Below are 18,647 nucleotides of genomic sequence, written 5' to 3'. Positions count from 1 at the left end.
CCCTCGGGCCGCGCCATCGTCATTTGTTCGGGCCTTCTTCCGGCCCCTGTGGATGAAGCACCACAGCCGGTCCCCCGCTGTGGAATCGTGCCGCCATGCCTCACGTTCGTCACCCGGGATTCCCGGCCCGTCCCCTGCTGCGGCCCGGCGTGCGCCTGTGCCGCCGCGAGGACGGCCGGATCCAGATCGGCCTCGGGGAACATCTCGCCGTGACCGCGCCGGACACGGACGAGGTCCATCAGGTCCTCGAGGCGCTGCGCAACGGTGTGCCACCCGCTCCCCCGCCCGTGCTGGGTCACGACGTACGCCGCCTGTGTGCCGCCCTGCTCGAGCACGACCTGGTGCTCGACGCCGACACCTTCCTCGCCGCGCTAGGCGCTGAGCCGTCCCCGAGCCTCCGTGAGTCGCTCAGCGCCCTGTTCTGCGACCGTCATGACGAGGCAGCAGCGCTGCTGGCGCGGCGCGGTGACATCCCCGTCGAGGTCTCCCACCGTGGCTTGCCGCGGGCAGCGCAACGGCTCAGCCAACTTCTCGACGACGCCGGGGTCGACCTGGACCGGCAACCACTCCTGGCGGTGCACCTGTCGCGCGGTGAGCCGGAGCGGGAGCGTTTCGACGACTGGATCCGCGACGACCTGCCGCACGTGGTGTTGGTCTGCTCCGAGGGCACGGTGACCGCCGGCCCGTTCGTGGTCCCGGGTCAGACCGCCTGTGTGCGGTGCGTGGACGCCCACCACACCGACCGCGATCCGCGGCGTGCGTTGATCGTGGCGCAGTACGCCGCCGCCACCGACGCCCGGGACGGGCTGCCGGAGCCGATCCACCACGATCTCGTCGAGATGGCGGTGCTGTGGCTGGCCAGGGACATCGTGAACTGGATCGACGGACGGGCGCCGAGGACCTTTTCGACCTCGATCGACTTCGACGCCGACCTCGAGCTGCCGCTCACCGAGTGGCGCCAGCACCCCTCGTGCGGATGCGCCTGGGGTCGAGCGGTGGCCTTCTGAGCGGGCCGCTCACCACCACTCGGAGTCGAGCTTGCTCTCCATGGCTCTGAGGTGTTCGCGCGAACAGGTGTCGCAGAAGACTCGGCGCCGGCCGTTCTCCGTCGCCGTGGTCCAGGTCAACGGGAGGTCCTCGCCGTCGGCCTGCTTGCCGCAGAAGTCGCAGGTTGCTGCCACGGCTACAAAACTAGACCGGGCCGGTGGTCGATGACCACCGGCCCAGCCAGTTGATGGGTTCCGGGATGCGTGATCCCGGAAGGCTCGCAGGGTTCAGCCGGGCCGGGACGCGACCTTCGCGCCCGGCCGGGCCTCACAGGCGAGCCAGTGCGAGGCGTGCCTGCTGCGCGGCCCGCTCAGCCTTGCGGCTGAGCCGACGGGCCATCGCGACCTGGTGACCGCGCCTGCTTGCCTGCGCCTCTCCCAGGCGCGCGGACATTTGCGCGCGTGCCAATTCTTCGTGCATGAGACTCATGTCGTGACTCCGGTTCGTGTAGTTGTTCATGTCTGTTCTGGTTTCCTTCGGGGTGGGGCCGCTCAGGCTGCGGCGTTCTTGCGGGGGCGGCCGCGCGGCCTTTTGCGGGGAATCACCACTCCCTGGAGGAAGAGCTCGCCGCCCCAGACCCCCCAGGGCTCGCGGCGCTCCAAGGCGCCGGCGAGGCAGAGCGACTGCACGGGGCAGTCGGTGCAAAGGGTCTTCGCGTGCTCCACGTCGGTGGGTGACTCAGCGAAGAAGAGCTCGGGGTTGTTCACCCGGCAGGGCAAGAGCTCCTCATCGACGGTGTCAGCCGCCTGATGAAGGCCACCGAGTGAGAAGTCGGCTGGCTTGTCGAGGACGCTGATGGTCATGTGTGTCACCTCCTTGTGACCTGATCTGTCGGGTGTGGATCGGGCGGGGCCAGACGCATCTGGCCAAACAAAAAGACCGCGGATCCCGGGTTATCGGGTTCCGCGGCCTGGAGGCTGCTGGTTGAGTTTCCTCAATCAGACGGTGGACTCCAGACACTGGTCCCGAAGGGGGCTCCCGCAATGCGGGCAGCGTGCTTCACGGCCGGGGCATCGACTCGACCGCAGGCGCCGCCACCAAAGGTGTAGGCGGACGTCCAGGACGCGGACATGCCGATGCGCGACTGCGGAGCAGTCGTGATGGTGATGTCGAGGTTCTTCATGGGGGTCCACCTCCTCAGGTGAGTCGGGCGCTGATCTTGCCAAGATCGTGATGCGCGGATTTGCTAGTGGAAGAAAACTATCGTGCCACCCATGTAATGGGCAATCGATTTTCTGGGTATTTCTTCAAATTTTCTTTTCGTTCACTCGATCAGCTCCAGAACGGCCTCGCCATAGCGCTCGATCTTGGCCGGGCCCACCCCGCTGATGCGCAGCAGCTTGGCCTCGTTGTCGGGCCGCGCCTCGGCGATCGCCTCCAGCGTCTTGTCGGTGAAGATGACATAGGCGGGCACCCCGTCGTCACTCGCCCGCTCCTTGCGCCACTGCCGCAATCGCTCGAAGAGTGCCTCGTCATAGGTCGCCGGGCAGTCACCGCACCTGCCCACCTTGCGCTCGGCGGCACTGCTCAACGGCTTGCCGCAGGTGCCGCACATCGCCGCCCGAGCGGCCTTCTTAGGCTTGCGGGCACTTCCTGCTTGGCCTGTCGAGTTCTCGGGGCGCAGGCCGTGCAGGAACCGCGACGCGCGCCGGGTGGAACGACCGCCCGGGTTGCGGGCCAGCGACCAGGAGACGCTCAGCTGCAGCCGGGCCCGGGTCACCCCGACATAGAGCAGGCGACGTTCTTCCTCGACCTCGGCCGGGGTCTGCGCGAACGAGATCGGGATCGATCCCTCCTGGACACCGCAGACGAAGACGGCGTCCCACTCCAGGCCCTTGGCCGTGTGCAGCGTTGCCAGGGTGACGCCTTCGGCCACCGGTGCGTGCTGCTCGGCGGCTCGGCGGTCCAGGTCGTCGACGAAAGCACCCAGGGCGCCGTCCGCCGCGCCTTGGGAGGTGGCGGCGAACGTCTCGGCCTGGGAGACCAGTGCCTGCAGCGACTCCCACCGGTCGCGAGCGGTGCCGCGTCCGGTGGGCGGCTCGGCGTTCCAGCCCATCCCCGACAGCGTCCCCCGGACGTCCTCGACCATCGAGTCGGTGCCGCCGCTGGACCGGGCCGTGCCACGGAGCAGGGTGATCGCCTGGCGCACCTCTTGACGGTCGAAGAACCGGGCGGCGCCACGTACGACGTACGCGATGCCCCGCGCCGAGAGTGCGTCCTCGAAGGCCTCGGACTGGGCGTTGATCCGGAACAGCACGGCGATCTCGCTGAGCGGGGTCCCTGCGGCGTGGATCTGCTTGATGCGTGCTGCGACGGCCTCGGCCTCGGCGACCTCGTCGGCGTGCTCGACGAACTCGACCTTGTCGCCCGAGGGACGTTGGGCTCGCAGCTCCACGCCGCGCGAGCTGGTGCCGGCGAGCAGGTGGTTGGCGGCACCGATCACCTCGGGCGTCGAGCGATAGTTGCGAACCAGCTCGATGGAGGTGGCGCCGGGATGCTTGGCGGTGAACTTGCGCAGGTAGTCGGCGTTGGCGCCGGCAAAACTGTAGATCGTCTGTGCCGGGTCACCGACCACGCAGATCTCGTCGCGACCCCCGAGCCACAGGTCCAGCAGCGCGGACTGGAGCGGCGAGACGTCCTGGAACTCATCGACGACGAAGAACTTGTATTGGCGACGTACCTGCGCCGCGACCCGTTCGTCCTCGGCGAGCAGGGCTGCGTTCAGCAGCAGGACGTCCTCCATGTCCATCCGCCCCTGGCTGCGTTTGGCGTCCTCGTAGGCACTGAAGACCCGGGCCACGGTGGCGTGGTCGAGGCCGCTGACCTCGCGGTTGCGCGCAGGAGCCAGCGTTGCGTATTCCTCGGGACGGACGTTGCTGACTTTGGCCCACTCGATCTCGGAGGCCAGGTCACGCATGGTGCCCTTGTCGGCGCGCAGGCGCTGGCGACTGACCGCGAGGCCGATCAGCGGGAGCTTGGACTCGGTGAGCTGTGGCAGTTCGGAACCGTGCACGGTCGGCCAGAAGTAGCGCAGCTGGCGCAGAGCGGCCGCGTGGAAGGTGCGGGCCTGCACACCCGGTGCGCCGAGCTGGCGCAGTCGGGTGCGCATCTCGCCTGCGGCCTTGGTGGTGAAGGTGACGGCCAGGACCTCGGTCGGCTGGTAGACGCCGGTGGCCACGCCGTGGGCGATCCGGTGCGTGATCGCGCGGGTCTTGCCCGTGCCGGCGCCGGCGAGCACGCGCACCGGACCGCGCAGCGCCTCGGCCACCCGACGCTGTTCGGGGTCGAGGGCGCTGAGCAGGTCGTCGCCGCCCCGATGAAGGTCGGGCAGGTCGGCTGGCATGGAACAATTCACCTCAAGAACTGGTTGGCCTGATGAAACCAGCAATCACACTAGATGTCGGAGGGGACAATCCCTTGAGCGCCTTCACGATGTACACCACTCCTTGGTGCGGCTACTGCCACCGGTTGAAGTCCCAGCTGGACCGCGAGGGGATCTCCTACGAGATCGTGGACATCGAGCAGCAGCCCGACGCCGCCCTCCTCGTCGAGCAGGCCAACGGCGGCAACCAGACCGTTCCCACGCTCGTCTACTCCGACGGCAGCGCCCAGACGAACCCGAGCCTCGCGCAGGTCAAGGCCAAGATCGCCGAACTCGGCTGAGTCCGACTGGCTCGATCTAGCGGAACTTCCCGGGCAACTCCACCGGTTCCCGGGCAAGATCTTGCCCGGGAAGCGCCAGAGTCACCCGGTACCCGGTGACTCCGTCGGGTCATTGGCGCTTTTTTCACCAGTGCCCGGGCAACGACCCGCCGTACCACGCCTCGATCAGCGACCGCGAGATCGAGATCCCGCCCGGCAGCACCACCGCTCCCGACGTCGCCTCGTCACGAATCTGCTCGCGGGTGAACCACCTCGCCTCGGCGATCTCGGACTCGTCGACCTGGATGTCGGTGGAGGTGGCCCGCGCGGAGAAACCGACCATCAGGCTTGCCGGCAGCGGCCAGGGCTGACTGCCGAAGTAGGTCACCTCACCCACCTCGACGCCGGTCTCCTCGGCGACCTCGCGGCGTACGGCGTCCTCCATCGTCTCGCCCGGCTCGACGAAGCCCGCCAGCGTGGAGAACCGACCCTCGGGCCACGCCGGGCTGCGACCGAGCAGACACATCTCGTCGGCTGAGCCGGGCTCGCCGAAGGTGACGATCATGATCACCGCGGGGTCGGAGCGCGGGAACTGCTGCTTGCCGCAATCCAGACACTCGAGCACGTGGCCGGCCTGACGCGCGTCCAGCGGCCCTCCGCAACGTGGACAGAAGCGGGTCGCCCAGTGCCACTCGGCCATCCCGATCGCGTGCATCACCAGCGGCGCGGTGAGTACGTCGTTCTCGAGCGCGGGCAACAGCGCACGCAGCACGTGCCACTCCTGCTTGTCCCCCGGCGCCTTGTCCGGTTCGACGACGACGGCGAAGTGGGTGGCCTCCTCCCGGGTGCCGAGCAGGATCCGCAGCCCGTCGGCCGGCGCCTCCTGCGGCGTCACCCACACGATCTGCCGATCCACGGGACGGATCCTCGTGCCCGACAGCACCAGGACTCGGGTCGACGGGTCCTTCCACTTCGCGTCGAGCCATTCCTCATCGGTGCGCTCGAGGCCGTGCCGGTCGTGGGCGTGCATCGACAGGGCCACGTGGGGCAGGACGGAGTTCATCGCGACGCCTTCGGCTCGCGTGAGAGCCACGCCTTGAACGCCTTGTTGTCGTAGTCGCGGCCGAGGAAGTCGCGGACCAGGTCCGCGGCGTCCTTGCTGCCGCCGGGAGCCAGCACCAGGTCGCGGTAACGCGTCGCGACCCCGGGCTCGAACAGGTTGTCGGGATCGAAGGCGGAGAACAGGTCCTTGGCGATGACGAGGCTCCACTTGTAGGTGTAGTAGCCCGACGAATAACCCTCGAGGTGTCCGAAGCCGCAGTGGAAGTGGGTGTCCGGAATCGGCCCGATCAGCTGGTAGGCGTCGGCGAGCTCATTGACCCGGGCGGTCAGGTCATCGGGACGCTCGACGTGCAGCGCGTAGGAGACGGCCGCGTAGTAGCTCTGGGTCCGGGCCAGGAAGCCCTTGCCGAACTCCTCGCCGTCCCGCATACGGGCGACCAGGTCCGCCGGGATCGGCGTACCGGACTCGTCGGTGGCGAAGGTGGCCAGCACGTCCGCGTCCCAAGCCCACTCCTCGAGCATCTGGCTGGGTGCCTCGACGAAGTCCCACTCGGTGGCGACGCCGGAGAACCGGATCCACTTGTGCCGGCCCGCGAGCACGTGGTGCAGCAGGTGACCGAACTCGTGGAACAGGGTGACCACCTGGCTGTGCTCCATCAGCCCACGCGGGAAGTTGCAGACCAGCACGCCCTCGGGCAGCTGGGTGTCGAGCACACCGGGGACGAGGTCGAACTGGGCGGCGTGGTTGTACTTGTCCTCGCGCGGGTGCAGGTCGAGGTGGATCCGGCCCAGCGGCTCCCCGTCGAGCGACACGTCGTACGTCGTCACCTCGTCGTGCCAGGCCGAGGCGTCCTCGACCGGGCTGTAGGTGAGGCCGAACAGTCGGCCCGTCACGTCGAGCAGGCCTTGGCGCACCTTGGTGAAGTCGAAGTAGCGGCGTACCTCCTGGGCGTCCACGTCGAACTGCTCGCGGCGCACCACCTCGGCGTAGTGGCGCCAGTTGGCCAGGTCGATCCGCTCGATCGCCGGGTCGTCACGGCGGGCGCGTTCGAGCAGCACGGCAAGGTCACGCTCGCCTGCCTCGAGCGAGTCGGCGGCGAGCTCGTCGTTGAACCGGGCGATCGCCGGGCCGGAGCCGATCATCTTCACCTCCGCGTCGAACGCCGCCCAGTCGGCATAGCCGAGCAGTTGTGCGTGTTCGTGGCGGATCTGGAGCAGCTCCTTGAGCACCGGATCGTTGTCGGGCCAACCGACGTTGAGCGACGCGGTGACCACCTGACGACGGGCCTCGGCATCGGTGGAGAAGGTCATGAACGGGACCGTGTCGGGTCCCTCCGTGGTGACGTGCACGTTGCCGTTCTCGTCCACCGGGTGCGCGCGGCGCCAGTCCTCGGGCATGTCCTCGATCGCGGAGGCGGGAAGGACGGTGGTACGGCGGCCGTCGCGGATCCCGCGGGAGAAGGCCTGGCCGAGCTCGACCTCGCGCTCGTCGATCGCGCGCAGCCGCTCGCGGACCTGTTCGTCCTGGTCGACGCCGGCGCGCCGGAAGTCGCGCAGGCTGTGCTCCAGCACCCGTCGTCCGCCCTCATCCAGCGACTCGGTCTCGACGCTCGACAACACGGCGTAGACCTCGCCGTCGAGCATCAGTCCGGTCCGGAACCGGCTGGCCTCGACCTCGAATCCCTCGGCTCGCTGGCGCACCGCCTCGACCGGGTGCACCTGGGCGATCAGGCTGGCGACGGCGAAGATGTCGGCCAGCTCGATGCCGAGCCGGTTCCACAGGTCGAGTGCTTCGGCGGCCGGTGCCGCGACGAGCTCGTTGCGCAATGCGGCGGCCGCTTCCAGTGCGGCACCGCACCGGGCATCGAGCCACTCCTCCCAGTCACCGTCGACAGCGGGAAGGACAAGGGGCTCGAGTGCAGTCACACTGAGCAGGCTACCGATGCCTGATCGTCACCTGGTCCCCGCGGACGAGCCGGAACGCTTCCTCGCGAACATCACGCCAGCGAGCGCGACAAGAATGAGGAGCAGGATGCCCCCTCCCACGCCGAGGAACAGCGGCATCGAGCTCCCCTCGTCGGACGCCGATGATTCTGCGTCGGCTCCGTCCTGCGACGTGCCGGTGCTGTTGTCATCGCTGGGAGCCGCCGTGTCCGTCGCAGCGTCCGAGATCGCTTCCTGATCGAGGGCGTCATAGATCGGGTTCGGCGCATCGGCCGGAACGTCTTCCTCGATGGCGTTCGTCGGACGCATCGCGCCGAATCCCCACGCCTCGTCACGCGGAGACTTCCCGTCCTCGCCCTGCTTCGCGGTGTGGAGCGCACGCGTCACGATCTCGCGGGAAGTCATCTCCGGGAACTGAGCGGAGAGCAACGCGAAGCCGCCGGAGACGATCGCAGCGGCGTCGCTGGTGCCGGTGTTGTACGTCGGCTGTGTGGAACCGGGCAGGAAGGAGACGATGCGCATTCCGGGGCCGGCCAGCGCGGCGTAGGGCTGGTGCTCACTTCCGACACCGGAGCCCTGCTACATCTTGATGGTCGGTCCGCTGGCCTCGTTGCCGAAGAAGCCGTAGGCGCCCACCGCGATCACACCCTTGCAACTGGCGGGTGTGCGTTCGTGGTCGTAGCCACGGCTGGTGCTGTGGACGTTCCCGATGGCCGCCACCAGAATCATGTCCTTGGCGATCGCCGCGTTGACCGCTGCCTGCTCGTCGGGTGAACACTTGCCGAACGCGCCGTAGGACATGTTGACGACCTCGGGCGGGTCCGGCAGCGCCGCGAGCTTCGTCAACGCCTCGGCGGTGTACTCGTGCTGGTTGAGCACGGGCACCTGGACCGGCAGGATCTTCGCCTCGGGGGCGAATCCCATCACGCCGGGGCCCGTCCCGCGTCCTGCGATCAGGGTTGACATCACGGTGCCGTGGTAAGCCTTCCGGTCGATGTCCTCGTTCCCGGGCCCCTTGCCATCCACGGAGAACCCCTCCAGGACCGCTCCCTGGAGGTCGCCTGAGGGTTCGACACCACTGTCGATGACGGCCACCACGACACCTTCGCCCTTGGTGTGCTGCCAGGCATCCTCGAACCGAGCAGGGAGATCCACCACTGGTCCTTGCGCACGTCCGCGCGGTCTGCGCTCGCCGATGGCGGGCTCAGCACGGGCACGCAGAGCAGAACGGTGACCAAGACGGCGAAGGCCGCGCGGCGAGGACGCCGCGCGGCTCGTTCCGAGAATCGCATGTCGGTCAGCCTAGGTGAGATCCGCAGGTCATCTCCGTAAACCTCAGATGTCGCCGCTCAGCCGAGCAGCTTCTCGAGCTCGTCACGCCCCGACAGCTGCTCGGTGTGCTCGACGGTCTTCCCGGTCCGCACGTAGTGGAAGGCCGCGCGAACCTGCTCCACCGGCAACCCGTTCAGCTCGGCCCACGCAAGGCGATAGACCGCCAGCTGGAGCGGGTCCGCGTTGGGCGCCCGGTTGGTCTTCCAGTCCACGACCAGGTGGGTGCCGTCGGGCTCGAGGTAGACCGCGTCGATCCGGCCACGGATCACCTGCTGGCCGAGCACCAGCGCGAACGGCGGTTCGATGGCGAGCGGCACGCGCTGACCGAACGGGCCCGAGGCAAAGCGCTCGGTGAGCTCCTTGAGGTCGGACTCGTCGTCGATGCCCAGGTCGGCTCGACCCGGCAGGTCGTCGGGGTCGAGCAGGCTCTGCTGCCCGAAGCGTGCTTCGACCCAGGCGTGGAACCGGGTCCCGAAGCGAGCGGTGGGAGAAGGCTGTCGCGGCATCGGGCGGGCCAGGTCACGAGCCAGGCCCTCGGGGTCGTCGCGGAGCCGGGCCAGGGTGGTGGCGGACAGGCTGCTCGGCAGAGGTACGTCGACCTCGCTCGCCCGGTCACGCCGGGCCTCGACGAGGAGTCGATCGAGCTCGGTGTCCCAGGCAGCGACGACCGACGACTCGACCAGGTCGAGCTCGTCGTCGGCCTCCGGATCCACCTCGCGCACCACCTCTGCGGCCTGGAGCCGCTGCAGTGCCTCCCGGGTCCGTTCGGTCACCGGCCACGGTGCCGTGGCCACGTGCTCGAGCAGCGGGTTGTCGGTCTCGGCGGGTGGCTTCTCCAACCACGAGTCCGGCTCCTGTCCCCAGTCCTTGAGGCATTCCAGCACCAGGCGCTGGTAGGGCGAGGGCCCGACCGGCTTCTTGCGCTGGTCGTTCCACAGGTAGGACGAGACCGAGAGCAGGTGTCTCGCCCGGGTGAAGGCCACGTAGCCCAACCGCAGCTCCTCCTCCTGCTCGAGCTCCTTGGCCTTGGCGATCATCGCGCCGAGCTGGTCCTTCTCATAGCCAGCCAGCTGGGCCAGCGAGTGCCGGTCGCCGCGCAGCGGATTGGGCAGGACCCCGGGCCCGTAGACCCACTGGGTGCGGCTGCGGGTGGTCGGGAACTTCTCCTCGCCGACGCCGACGACGAAGACGGCGTCCCACTCCAGCCCCTTCGCCCGGTGCACGGTCAGCAGCTTCACCGAGTCGGCCTCGGTGGGCGTGGCGACGTCGAGCCCGGTGCCCATCTCGTCCTCGGTCTCGAGGTAGGCCAGCAGCGCGGTCAGGCTGACCTCGCCGTCGATGGGCTGGAACTCGGCCACTGCCTTGACGAAGAGGTCGACGTTGTCGCGACGCGCAGCCACCGCCTCGCTGGTCGACGAGGCCAGCTCGATGTCGATCCCGGTAGTGTCGATGATCCGGCGGACCAGGTCGAGCAGCGGCTCGCCGACGTGCCCACGCAGCATCCTCAGCTCACCGCGCAGCAGCGCGAACCGCTCCAGGCCGGCTGCGGAGTAGGCGGCCTCGCCTGGGTCGTCGAGCGCGTCGCACAAGGAGCTGATCTCGGTCGGGTCGGCACCCTCGACCGCGCTGGTCAGCTGCTCGTCGAGGGCCGGTGCGCCCCCTGATCCGGCACCGGTGCCGGCGAGCTCGCGGGCCCGTTTGCCCAACAGCGCGAGGTCCCTGGGCCCGATCGCCCAGCGCGGTCCGGTGAGCAACGTGAGCAGCGAGGCGTTGGCGGTGAGGTCGTTGAGCAGGGTGAGGGTGGCGACCACCTCGGCGACCTCGGGCAGGCGGAGCAGTCCGTTGAGGCCGACGATCTCGACCGGGATCCCGCGCGAGGAGAGCACGTCGAAGACGTCCGCGGCGTGCCTGTTGTCCCGGGTCAGCACGCCGATCTCGCGCCAGGCCTTCTCCTCCATCTGCTCGTGGACCTCGGCGACCTGCTCGGCGAGCCAGACCAGCTCGGCCTCATAGGTCTCGTGCACCGAGGCCCGGACCTGTCCGTCTGCGGCACGCTCGTCGGCCTCAAGGGCCCGGACCTGGGGGAACTTCTCCAGCAGCGGTGTCACCAGCCGGTTCGCGGCTTCGAGGATCCGGCGGTCGGAGCGCCGGTTGACGGTGAGCGGGTGGATCGGCACGTCGGTCGAGCCATCGGCGTCGGGGAAGTCGTTGCCGAAGCCGAGGATGTTGGCCACCGACGCTCCGCGCCAGCCATAGATCGCCTGGTTGGGGTCACCGACGGCGGTCACCGCGTGGCCGCCACCGAAGAGCTGGCTGAGCATCAGTGCCTGCGCGACCGAGGTGTCCTGGTATTCGTCGAGGAGGACGATGCGGAACTTGCTCCGCTCCAACTCCCCCACCTCGGGATGCTCGTCGGCGAGCCGGGCGGCCAGTGCGATCTGGTCGCTGAAATCCATCAGTCCGAGCTCGGCCTTGAGCCGGCGATAGGTCGCCACCAGTCCGAGCAGCTCCTCGCGACGTTGCATCGCGTTGAGCACCTTCTTGGCATCGGCCTTGGCACGCGCGGTGGCGATCGTCTTCTCCACGCGCGGCATCTCGGTGGCCTGGAAGGCCCGCACCTGCTCGACGTCGACGAGGTGCTCACTCATCGCACCCTCGAGGGCGAGGATGTAGTTGACCACGGTGTCCGGGTGGTCGCTGAGCAGCTCGATGCGGCCGGTGTGCCGGGAGATGGCACGCGCGGCGAGCTGGTAGCGCGACGCGTCGGCCATCACCCGGGTGTCGGGTTCGTGGCCGATGCGCAGTCCGTGCTCGGAGAGCAGGGAGCTCGCATAGCCGTTGTACGTCGCGACGGTCGGCTCGAGCGTCTCCTCGGAGTCATCACCGCCCAATCCAGTGCCCAGCCCAGCGCCCAACCCGGTGCCCAGTCCGGCGCCCGAGCCGGTGCCCGGTCCGAACCCGGCAGTGGCGAGGGAGTCCCGGATCCGGGTGCCCAACTCCGAGGCCGCCTTGGTGGTGAAGGTGAGCCCGAGGACCTCGTGCGGCGCGACGATCTCGTTGGCGACCAGGAAGACGACCCGGGCCGCCATCAGCGCGGTCTTCCCGGAGCCGGCACCGGCGATGACGACCGCCGGGGCCAGCGGCGCCGAGATCGCCTGCCACTGCTGGTCACTGACCTGGAAGTCGGTGCCCATCACCTTCTGCAGCTCGGCGGGCGAGCTGATCAGGGGCGTCTCGGCGCTCATGACAGCACCGTCCCGGCGCCCTGGATCGGGCAGATCGCCCGGAACGCGCAGCGGTCGCAGTGTGCACCGGCGCGGACCGGGAACTCCTCGTTGCGGATCAGGGTGACCGCATCCATCAGCTGGGTTTCCACCGATCGCTCCCCGTCCTGGGTGGGTGCCTTCTGTGCCTGCACGGAGACCTTGCCGTTCGCGCCGTGGCGCAGCTGGACCAGCTCGGCGCCGCCGGGACGGGCGGGTGTGCCGATGAGGTCGTCGACCGCGCCCTGCTCGACCGCCAGCTGGTAGAGGCCGAGCTGCGGGTGTACGTCGACCTCGGCGTTGGTGGGCTTGTATTTCCCGGTCTTGAGGTCGACCACGACCACGTGGCCCTCGGCATCGACCTCGATCCGGTCGGCGAAGCCGTGCAGCGTCACCTGCTGCCCGTCCGGCAGTGTCACCTGGGCGGTGAGCTCCTGCTCGATCCCGACGAGTCGACGGGGGCTGGCGGCGTGCCAGTTGAGGAAGCGGACCAGCGCCAGGCGCAGCTCCTCACGTTCGCGACGTCCCGACCACGGGGTCCGGAACGAGAGCCGGTCCCAGACCTGGTCGACGTGCTCCATCAACTGGTCCACGTCGGCAGGGTCGGCGCTGAGCTCCTCGCGGGCGACTCGTTCGGCGATCGCGTGCACCACCAGGCCGAAGCCCTGCGCCGAGGTCGCTGCCATCGAGCCGCCGGCCTCGCGCTCGAGGAACCATCGCGCCGGGCACTCGGCGATCGCGGTCAGTGCGGAGGCCGACAGGCTGACCGGCTTCTCGGCCGGACGGACCGGGATCTCGGCGAAGGTCGCCGCCCGGGTCCCCCACCAGGTGGCCGGGTCGGCCTGCGGCACGAGCGCGCGCTCCCCGATCCGTTCGGCGCCGAGGCGCCGCAGTCGTCGGGCTGCGGCTTCCCGGAGCCCTTCACTGGTCTCGGGGTCGGCGACGGTGCGGCGCAGGTCTGCGACCAGGCCGGCCAGCGAGAGCGGGCGGCGCGGACGACCCTGGACGTGAACCAGCCGCACCCCCAGCTCCTCGAGGAACCGGGAGGGCTGCTCGCCGTCGTCCTCGGGCGACTTCACCGCGGTGACCACGAGTCGGCTCCGGGCGCGGGTGCAGGCGACGTAGAAGAGGCGGCGTTCCTCCATCAGCTGCTCGCGCATCGACAGCGGGGGCAGGAGCGAGTCCGAGCCGATCCGGTCGGCTCCCAGAAGCGTCGCCCGGCGGCGCAGGTCCGGCCAGCCGTCCTCCTGCACGTGTGCCACCACGACCAGGTCCCACTCCAGGCCCTTGGACCGGTGGGCCGTGAGCAGCCTGACGGCTTCACCGCGCACGCCGCGATCGGCCAACGTGTCGCCGGGGATGTCCTGGGCGCGCAGGGTCGCCAAGAATTCCCGTACGCCGGTGTGGCCACGCTGCTCCTCAGCCTTCGCCGCAGTCTCGAAGAGGGCGCAGATCGCGTCGAGGTCGCGGTGGGCGCGCCGAGCGGACCCGCCTCCTGCCTCCACCTGGGCACGGAGCCGGCGGGGCCACGAGGTCCCGGCCCACAGCTCCCACAGCACCTCCTCGGCGGTTCCTGCGGACTCGAGCCGCATCCGGGCCGACTGCAACAGCTCGGCCAACGCACGGGCGCGCTCGACCGCGGGCACCCCGACGCCGTCCAGCATCGACGGATCGAGGACCGCTGCCCGGAGCAGCTCCGGCGAGGTGCGGACCTTCTCCCCCGACTCGGCTGCTGCCGCCTTCTCCTTGACCCGCAACGCACGGGCCAGCGCGCGTACGTCGCTCGCGTCCAGGCCGGCCAGCGGCGATACCAGCAGCGCGTGGGCACGATCGGTGTCGATGAACCCGGCACTCTGGGGATCGTCGTTGTCCAGGTTGACCACCGCCCGCAGCGCTTCGAGCAGCGGCATCACCGCGACCTCGCGGACCAGCGGGGTGTCGTCGCTGGCGACCTCGACCGGCACCCCGGCGGCACCGAGCGAACGCCGCAGCGCGGGGATCGTGTTGCGACCCGAACGGACCAGGACCGCGATCCGTGACCAGGCGATGCCGTCCTCGAGGTGCGCCCGGCGCAGGACGTCGGCCAGGTGCTCGGTCTCGGCGCGCGCGGTGTCGAAGGTGAGCACGTCGACCCGGCCGTCACCGTGCTCGGAGGGCGCTGCGACCGGTTCGAGGAAGGCCTCGCGTGCCTCCTCGGCGATGGTCCCGTTGAGGGAGAGTCGCCTGGCGACGCGTTGCGAGGCGAGGAGCAGGTGCTGGCCGAAGCGGCGCGTCGTACGCAGGGCGAGGACGTCGGCCGGCTCGCCGGAGCGCTTCGGGAACACCGTGGGGAACTCGAGGATCCCGCGCACCTCGGCGCCACGGAAGCCGTAGATCGACTGGTGCGGGTCACCGACCACGGTGAGGTTGCCGCCATCGCCGACGAGCGCCTGGAGCAGGGCCACCTGTCCTGGGTCGGTGTCCTGGTATTCGTCGACGAAGACGTGGCTGAACTCGGCGCGCAGCTCGTCGCGGTGGCGCTCGGCCTCCTTCACCGCTCGCCGGATCAGGTCCGGGTAGTCGATGGCGCCGCCGAAGTCGAGGACGGTGAGGTACTGGTCGAGGAAGATCCCCGCCGCCACGAACTCCGCGAGCCCCTCCGCGATGCCGAGCTCTCGCAGGTCGTGGCCGTCCAGCCCCTTCTCCCGGGCCCGGGCCAGCACGGCCTGCACCTCACGCGCGAACCCACGGGTGTTGACAGCGCGGCGCAGTGAGTCGGGCCAGGCCACCGACTCGGGGGCATCGGAGAGGAGCTCCTGGAGAACGACGTCCTGCTCGGGCGCGGACAACAACCGCAGCGGCGCCTCATAGAGCTCGGCCGGCGCATAGCGGCGCACCAGGCCGTAGGCGAAGGAGTGGAACGTCGAGGACATCGTCGAGGACATCGTGCGACCCAGCCGGGCAGTGACCCGGTCACGCAGCTGCTCGGCGGCCTTGCGCGAGAAGGTCAGCGCCAGGACCGAATCGGGCGCCGCGCCGCGGTTGTCGACCCGGTCGACGATCGCCTCGACCAGCGTCGTCGTCTTGCCGGTGCCAGGACCCGCCAGCACCAGCAGCGGGCCTCCGGGGTGGTCGACGACCTGCTGCTGGAACTCGTCCAGCCGTGGCACGGCCACGGCATCGGCGGATCCGGTGATCAGGCGGTAGGAAGTCACGAACCGATTCCATCATCGGGCACCGACAGTGCCTCACCGGACACATCACTGGGCGCATCAGTGGGCGCCTGAGCCAAGGGTGGAGGCCGCCAGAACGCCGCGGCCACGTCCACAGCCCCGGACCTGCGCAGCGGCGTACCTTCCGCGAGCCAGTTCTGGTGCGCGTCACTGCCACGACTGCAGCCCAGCGAACCGTCGGCGCGGACCACCCGCCACCACGGCACCGCGGCCCCCTCGCGCGCCATCACGTTGCCGACCACCCGAGGACCGCCGCGGCCCAGTGCGGCACCCACGGCCTCGGCGATCGCTCCGTACGTCGTCACCCGGCCGCGCGGCACCGACTCGGCAACGCGCAGCACTGCTTCGGCGTACTCCTCGGCGGGGGTCGGTTCAGCCATGTGGCACACGTTAGGCGAGGGCGAAATGACACGGATCCCGAGGCGACCCTCCGATTCACGATGATCGGAGGACCCGCACCCGGGATCCGGTTCCCGCCATGGAGCGGCGGACGTGTCAGCTCAGTACGACGGCTGGCTGGGGTCGATCTGGTTGACCCAGGCCACCACGCCACCACCGACGTGCACGGCGTCGGAATAGCCGGCGCCCTTCACGATCGCCAGGCACTCCGCGGAGCGGACGCCGGACTTGCAGTGCAGCACGATCTTCTTGTCGCTGGGTAGCTGCTCGAGCGCATTGCCGTTGAGGAACTCACCCTTGGGGATCAGCACGGCGCCCGGGATCTTGTTGATCTCGAACTCGTTCGGCTCGCGGACGTCGATCAGCACGAAGTCCTCGCCACCGTTGTCCTTGTCCTTGATCATCGCCTCGAGCTGGGTGACCGAGATGGTCGACCCGACGGCAGCCTCGGCGGCCTCGTCCGAGACGGCCCCGCAGAAGGCGTCGTAGTCGATCAGCGACTCGACGGTGGGGTTCTCGCCGCACAGCGCGCAGTTGGGGTCCTTGCGGACCTTGAGCTTGCGGTATTCCATCTCGAGGGCGTCATAGATCATCAGCCGGCCGACCAGCGGGTCGCCGATGCCGGTGAGCAGCTTGATGCCCTCGTTGACCTGGATCGAGCCGATCGCGGCGCAGAGCACACCCAGCACGCCACCCTCGGCGCAGGACGGGACCATCCCCGGCGGCGGCGGCTCGGGGTAGAGGCAGCGGTAGCAGGGCGCCTCGGCCGAGGTGCCGTCCTCGTTGACCGCGTGCGGCCAGAAGACCGACGCCTGGCCGTCGAAGCGGTAGATCGAGCCCCAGACGTAGGGGATCTTCAGGAAGTACGCCGCGTCGTTGACCATGTAGCGGGTCGCGAAGTTGTCGGTGCCGTCCAGGATCAGGTCGTAGCCCTCGAAGACCGAGAACACGTTGTCGTTGTCCAGGCGGCCCTCGTGGATCACCACGTTGACGTAGGGGTTGATCTCCTTGATCGAGTCCCGGGCCGACTCCGACTTGGGACGACCGATGTCGGACTGTCCGTGGATGACCTGGCGCTGGAGGTTCGACTCGTCGACCTCGTCAAACTCGGCGATGCCGATGGTGCCGACGCCGGCGGCCGCGAGGTAGAGCATCGCCGGCGAACCGAGCCCGCCCGCGCCGATCACGAGGACCTTGGCGTTCTTGAGGCGCTTCTGCCCGCTCATCCCCACGTCCGGGATGATCAGGTGCCGGCTGTAGCGGCGGACCTCGTCGATGGTCAGCTCGTCGGCTGGTTCCACGAGTGCGGGATAGGGCACTGAAACTCTCCTCAGCAAGGTGATGTCCTGACAACCGGCACAACACGCAGGGCCGTCGTCATGTTCCCGGCAATCGTCCCCGCGTCCGACCCGGTGCCATGACGTGTCCCGTCATCCGGACGTGGCCAGCGCGAATCGACAAGTGACGCACGGGTAGGCTTCCAATTCGAAACACCGCAGAGCGAGGAGCATGAGTTGAGCACTGGGCAGCACGACCTGGACGACGTCCGGCCCCGCGGCGGACGTATGCCGCGCAAGGCACGTCGGGCCCAGCTCCTCGAGGCAGCCCTGGAGGTGTTCGTCGCCCACGGCTACCACGCCGCCGCGATGGACGACATCGCCGATCGCGCCGGGGTCTCCAAGCCGGTGCTCTACCAGCACTTCCCGGGCAAGCTCGACCTCTACCTGGCCCTCCTGGACACCTCGTGCAGCACCATCATCGAGGGCTGCCGCTCCGCGCTGGCCTCCACCGATGACAACAAGCTCCGCGTCGCCGCCGCGATGGCCGCGTTCTACGACTACGTCGCCGCCGAGTCCGGCGCGTTCCGCCTGGTCTTCGAGTCCGACCTGACCAACGAGCCGGCCGTGCGCGACCAGACCGAACGGGTGACCAGGGAGTGCGCCGGGATGATCGCCGAGGTCATCCACGAGGACACCCGCCTGCCCGACGAGGCGGCCCACCTGCTGGCCGTCTCCCTGGTGGGCATGGCCCAGGTCAGCGCCCGCTACTGGCTCGACGACGCGTCGTCCATCGGTCGCGATGATGCCGCTGCCCTGATCTCCGGCCTGGCCTGGCGCGGCGTACGCGGCTATCCGCTGCACGACTGACCCACACACCCCGCTCCAACCACATTCACGAAAGGTGGCCCCATCATGGAGGTCAAGATCGGCATTCAGCAGGCACAGCGCGAGCTCGTCATCGACGTCGACCAGGACATCGAGACCGTCGAGAAGCACATCACCGAGGCTGTGGCCTCCGAAGGCGTGATCAGCCTGACCGACACCAAGGGACGCCGCATCCTGGTGCCCACCGCGCGTCTGGCGTACGCCGAGATCGGCGGCGGCGTGAGTGGCGCGGTCGGCTTCCGCTCCTGATCGACGCGCAACATGGACACGATCCTGTGGGTGCTGCTCGGTGGCGCCGTCGTGGGTCTGCTGGGCAAGTTCATCGCCCCCGGCGACCGTGACAACATCCCGCTCTGGTTGACCGTGCTGTGCGGCATCGGCGGGATGCTGATCGGCAACTGGGCCTATGCCCAGGTCTTCGACCCCGAGACCGCACGCATCGACTGGTGGCGCCACACCTGGCAGGTCGTCACCGCCGCGATCCTGGTCATGCTCGCTGCAGGAATCACCGGCGCGACTGGTCCGTCGCGCCGGTGATCAGTTCCCGCTGATCGATCACTTGAGATCAGTACGGGCTAATC

16 protein-coding genes and 1 pseudogene are annotated in these 18,647 nt (G+C 69.2%); 5 read left to right on the top strand and 12 right to left on the bottom strand.

What is annotated here, in order from left to right; all coding sequences use genetic code 11:
- The first annotated feature begins 95 nt into the window (after positions 1–95).
- Positions 96–1,007, top strand: a complete 912-nt coding sequence (locus tag BJ980_RS17235) for a hypothetical protein (protein WP_179503427.1) — start codon at positions 96–98, stop codon at positions 1,005–1,007.
- Between the two features lie 9 nt (positions 1,008–1,016).
- Here the strand turns inward: BJ980_RS17235 and BJ980_RS17230 are convergent, their stop codons facing one another.
- From BJ980_RS17230 to BJ980_RS17210, 5 genes are all read right to left on the bottom strand, one after another.
- Positions 1,017–1,181 carry a hypothetical protein gene (locus BJ980_RS17230; protein WP_179503426.1) on the bottom strand — a complete coding sequence of 55 codons (165 nt, stop codon included), beginning with the start codon at positions 1,179–1,181 and terminating at the stop codon, positions 1,017–1,019.
- Positions 1,182–1,314: 133 nt separating this feature from the next.
- Positions 1,315–1,440 (bottom strand): hypothetical protein, encoded by a 126-nt coding sequence (locus BJ980_RS19365; protein WP_281363732.1) that lies wholly within the window; start codon positions 1,438–1,440, stop codon positions 1,315–1,317.
- 98 nt (positions 1,441–1,538) lie between these two features.
- Positions 1,539–1,850, bottom strand: a complete 312-nt coding sequence (locus BJ980_RS17220; protein ID WP_179503424.1) for a WhiB family transcriptional regulator — start codon at positions 1,848–1,850, stop codon at positions 1,539–1,541.
- Positions 1,851–1,981: 131 nt separating this feature from the next.
- Positions 1,982–2,170, bottom strand: a complete 189-nt coding sequence (locus BJ980_RS17215; protein WP_179503423.1) for a hypothetical protein — start codon at positions 2,168–2,170, stop codon at positions 1,982–1,984.
- Between the two features lie 141 nt (positions 2,171–2,311).
- Positions 2,312–4,390 (bottom strand): ATP-dependent DNA helicase UvrD2, encoded by a 2,079-nt coding sequence (locus tag BJ980_RS17210; protein ID WP_179503422.1) that lies wholly within the window; start codon positions 4,388–4,390, stop codon positions 2,312–2,314.
- Positions 4,391–4,464: 74 nt separating this feature from the next.
- Between BJ980_RS17210 and BJ980_RS17205 the strand changes: the two genes are divergently transcribed.
- Positions 4,465–4,710 carry a mycoredoxin gene (locus tag BJ980_RS17205; RefSeq protein ID WP_218855561.1) on the top strand — a complete coding sequence of 82 codons (246 nt, stop codon included), beginning with the start codon at positions 4,465–4,467 and terminating at the stop codon, positions 4,708–4,710.
- Positions 4,711–4,834: 124 nt separating this feature from the next.
- On the opposite strand, the gene nudC is transcribed toward BJ980_RS17205, so the two are convergent.
- From nudC to moeZ, 7 genes and pseudogenes are all read right to left on the bottom strand, one after another.
- On the bottom strand, positions 4,835–5,782 hold the full coding sequence (gene nudC / locus BJ980_RS17200) for an NAD(+) diphosphatase (RefSeq protein WP_343047855.1): 948 nt from the start codon (positions 5,780–5,782) through the stop codon (positions 4,835–4,837).
- Positions 5,749–7,677: a M3 family metallopeptidase gene (locus BJ980_RS17195; protein WP_179503420.1), complete on the bottom strand. Its 1,929-nt coding sequence runs from the start codon at positions 7,675–7,677 to the stop codon at positions 5,749–5,751. Before BJ980_RS17195 ends, nudC begins: the two co-directional genes overlap by 34 nt.
- Before the next feature lie 27 nt (positions 7,678–7,704).
- Positions 7,705–8,793: pseudogene (locus tag BJ980_RS19125) on the bottom strand (S8 family serine peptidase).
- A 251-nt stretch (positions 8,794–9,044) separates the two neighbouring features.
- Positions 9,045–12,272, bottom strand: a complete 3,228-nt coding sequence (locus BJ980_RS17180; protein ID WP_179503417.1) for an ATP-dependent helicase — start codon at positions 12,270–12,272, stop codon at positions 9,045–9,047.
- Entirely contained in the window at positions 12,269–15,484 is a 3,216-nt protein-coding gene (locus BJ980_RS17175; protein WP_343047854.1) for an ATP-dependent helicase, read from the bottom strand. The genes BJ980_RS17180 and BJ980_RS17175 overlap by 4 nt, the downstream gene beginning before the upstream one ends.
- Positions 15,481–15,882: an MGMT family protein gene (locus BJ980_RS17170; RefSeq protein ID WP_179503416.1), complete on the bottom strand. Its 402-nt coding sequence runs from the start codon at positions 15,880–15,882 to the stop codon at positions 15,481–15,483. Before BJ980_RS17170 ends, BJ980_RS17175 begins: the two co-directional genes overlap by 4 nt.
- 120 nt (positions 15,883–16,002) lie before the next feature.
- Entirely contained in the window at positions 16,003–17,220 is a 1,218-nt protein-coding gene (gene moeZ, locus BJ980_RS17165; RefSeq protein WP_179503415.1) for an adenylyltransferase/sulfurtransferase MoeZ, read from the bottom strand.
- Between the two features lie 246 nt (positions 17,221–17,466).
- On the opposite strand from moeZ, the gene BJ980_RS17160 reads away from it, so the two are divergent.
- Genes BJ980_RS17160 through BJ980_RS17150 form a run of 3 tightly spaced genes read left to right on the top strand, consistent with a single transcriptional unit; the run spans position 17,467 to position 18,603 of the window.
- Positions 17,467–18,048: a TetR/AcrR family transcriptional regulator gene (locus tag BJ980_RS17160; protein WP_179503978.1), complete on the top strand. Its 582-nt coding sequence runs from the start codon at positions 17,467–17,469 to the stop codon at positions 18,046–18,048.
- 45 nt (positions 18,049–18,093) lie between these two features.
- Positions 18,094–18,315, top strand: coding sequence for a DUF3107 domain-containing protein (locus BJ980_RS17155; protein ID WP_179503414.1), 222 nt, complete (start codon positions 18,094–18,096; stop codon positions 18,313–18,315).
- Between the two features lie 12 nt (positions 18,316–18,327).
- Positions 18,328–18,603 carry a hypothetical protein gene (locus tag BJ980_RS17150; protein ID WP_179503413.1) on the top strand — a complete coding sequence of 92 codons (276 nt, stop codon included), beginning with the start codon at positions 18,328–18,330 and terminating at the stop codon, positions 18,601–18,603.
- The last annotated feature ends 44 nt before the right edge of the window (positions 18,604–18,647 follow it).

Source organism: Nocardioides daedukensis (genome assembly GCF_013408415.1).
GTDB lineage: Bacteria > Actinomycetota > Actinomycetes > Propionibacteriales > Nocardioidaceae > Nocardioides > Nocardioides daedukensis.
The sequence above is the reverse complement of the archived record's forward strand: the minus strand, read 5'-3'. Positions and strand labels throughout refer to the sequence as shown.

Bases quoted from the DNA above. Each gene is read 5' to 3' on its own strand.
- BJ980_RS17210 (WP_179503422.1), bottom strand. From the start codon at position 4,390: ATGCCAGCCGACCTGCCCGACCTTCATCGGGGCGGCGACGACCTGCTC.
- BJ980_RS17235 (WP_179503427.1), top strand. From the start codon at position 96: ATGCCTCACGTTCGTCACCCGGGATTCCCGGCCCGTCCCCTGCTGCGG.
- BJ980_RS17215 (WP_179503423.1), bottom strand. From the start codon at position 2,170: ATGAAGAACCTCGACATCACCATCACGACTGCTCCGCAGTCGCGCATC.
- BJ980_RS17150 (WP_179503413.1), top strand. From the start codon at position 18,328: ATGGACACGATCCTGTGGGTGCTGCTCGGTGGCGCCGTCGTGGGTCTG.
- BJ980_RS19365 (WP_281363732.1), bottom strand. From the start codon at position 1,440: ATGTCCGCGCGCCTGGGAGAGGCGCAGGCAAGCAGGCGCGGTCACCAG.
- BJ980_RS17160 (WP_179503978.1), top strand. From the start codon at position 17,467: ATGCCGCGCAAGGCACGTCGGGCCCAGCTCCTCGAGGCAGCCCTGGAG.
- BJ980_RS17220 (WP_179503424.1), bottom strand. From the start codon at position 1,850: ATGACCATCAGCGTCCTCGACAAGCCAGCCGACTTCTCACTCGGTGGC.
- BJ980_RS17170 (WP_179503416.1), bottom strand. From the start codon at position 15,882: ATGGCTGAACCGACCCCCGCCGAGGAGTACGCCGAAGCAGTGCTGCGC.
- BJ980_RS17180 (WP_179503417.1), bottom strand. From the start codon at position 12,272: ATGAGCGCCGAGACGCCCCTGATCAGCTCGCCCGCCGAGCTGCAGAAG.
- BJ980_RS17155 (WP_179503414.1), top strand. From the start codon at position 18,094: ATGGAGGTCAAGATCGGCATTCAGCAGGCACAGCGCGAGCTCGTCATC.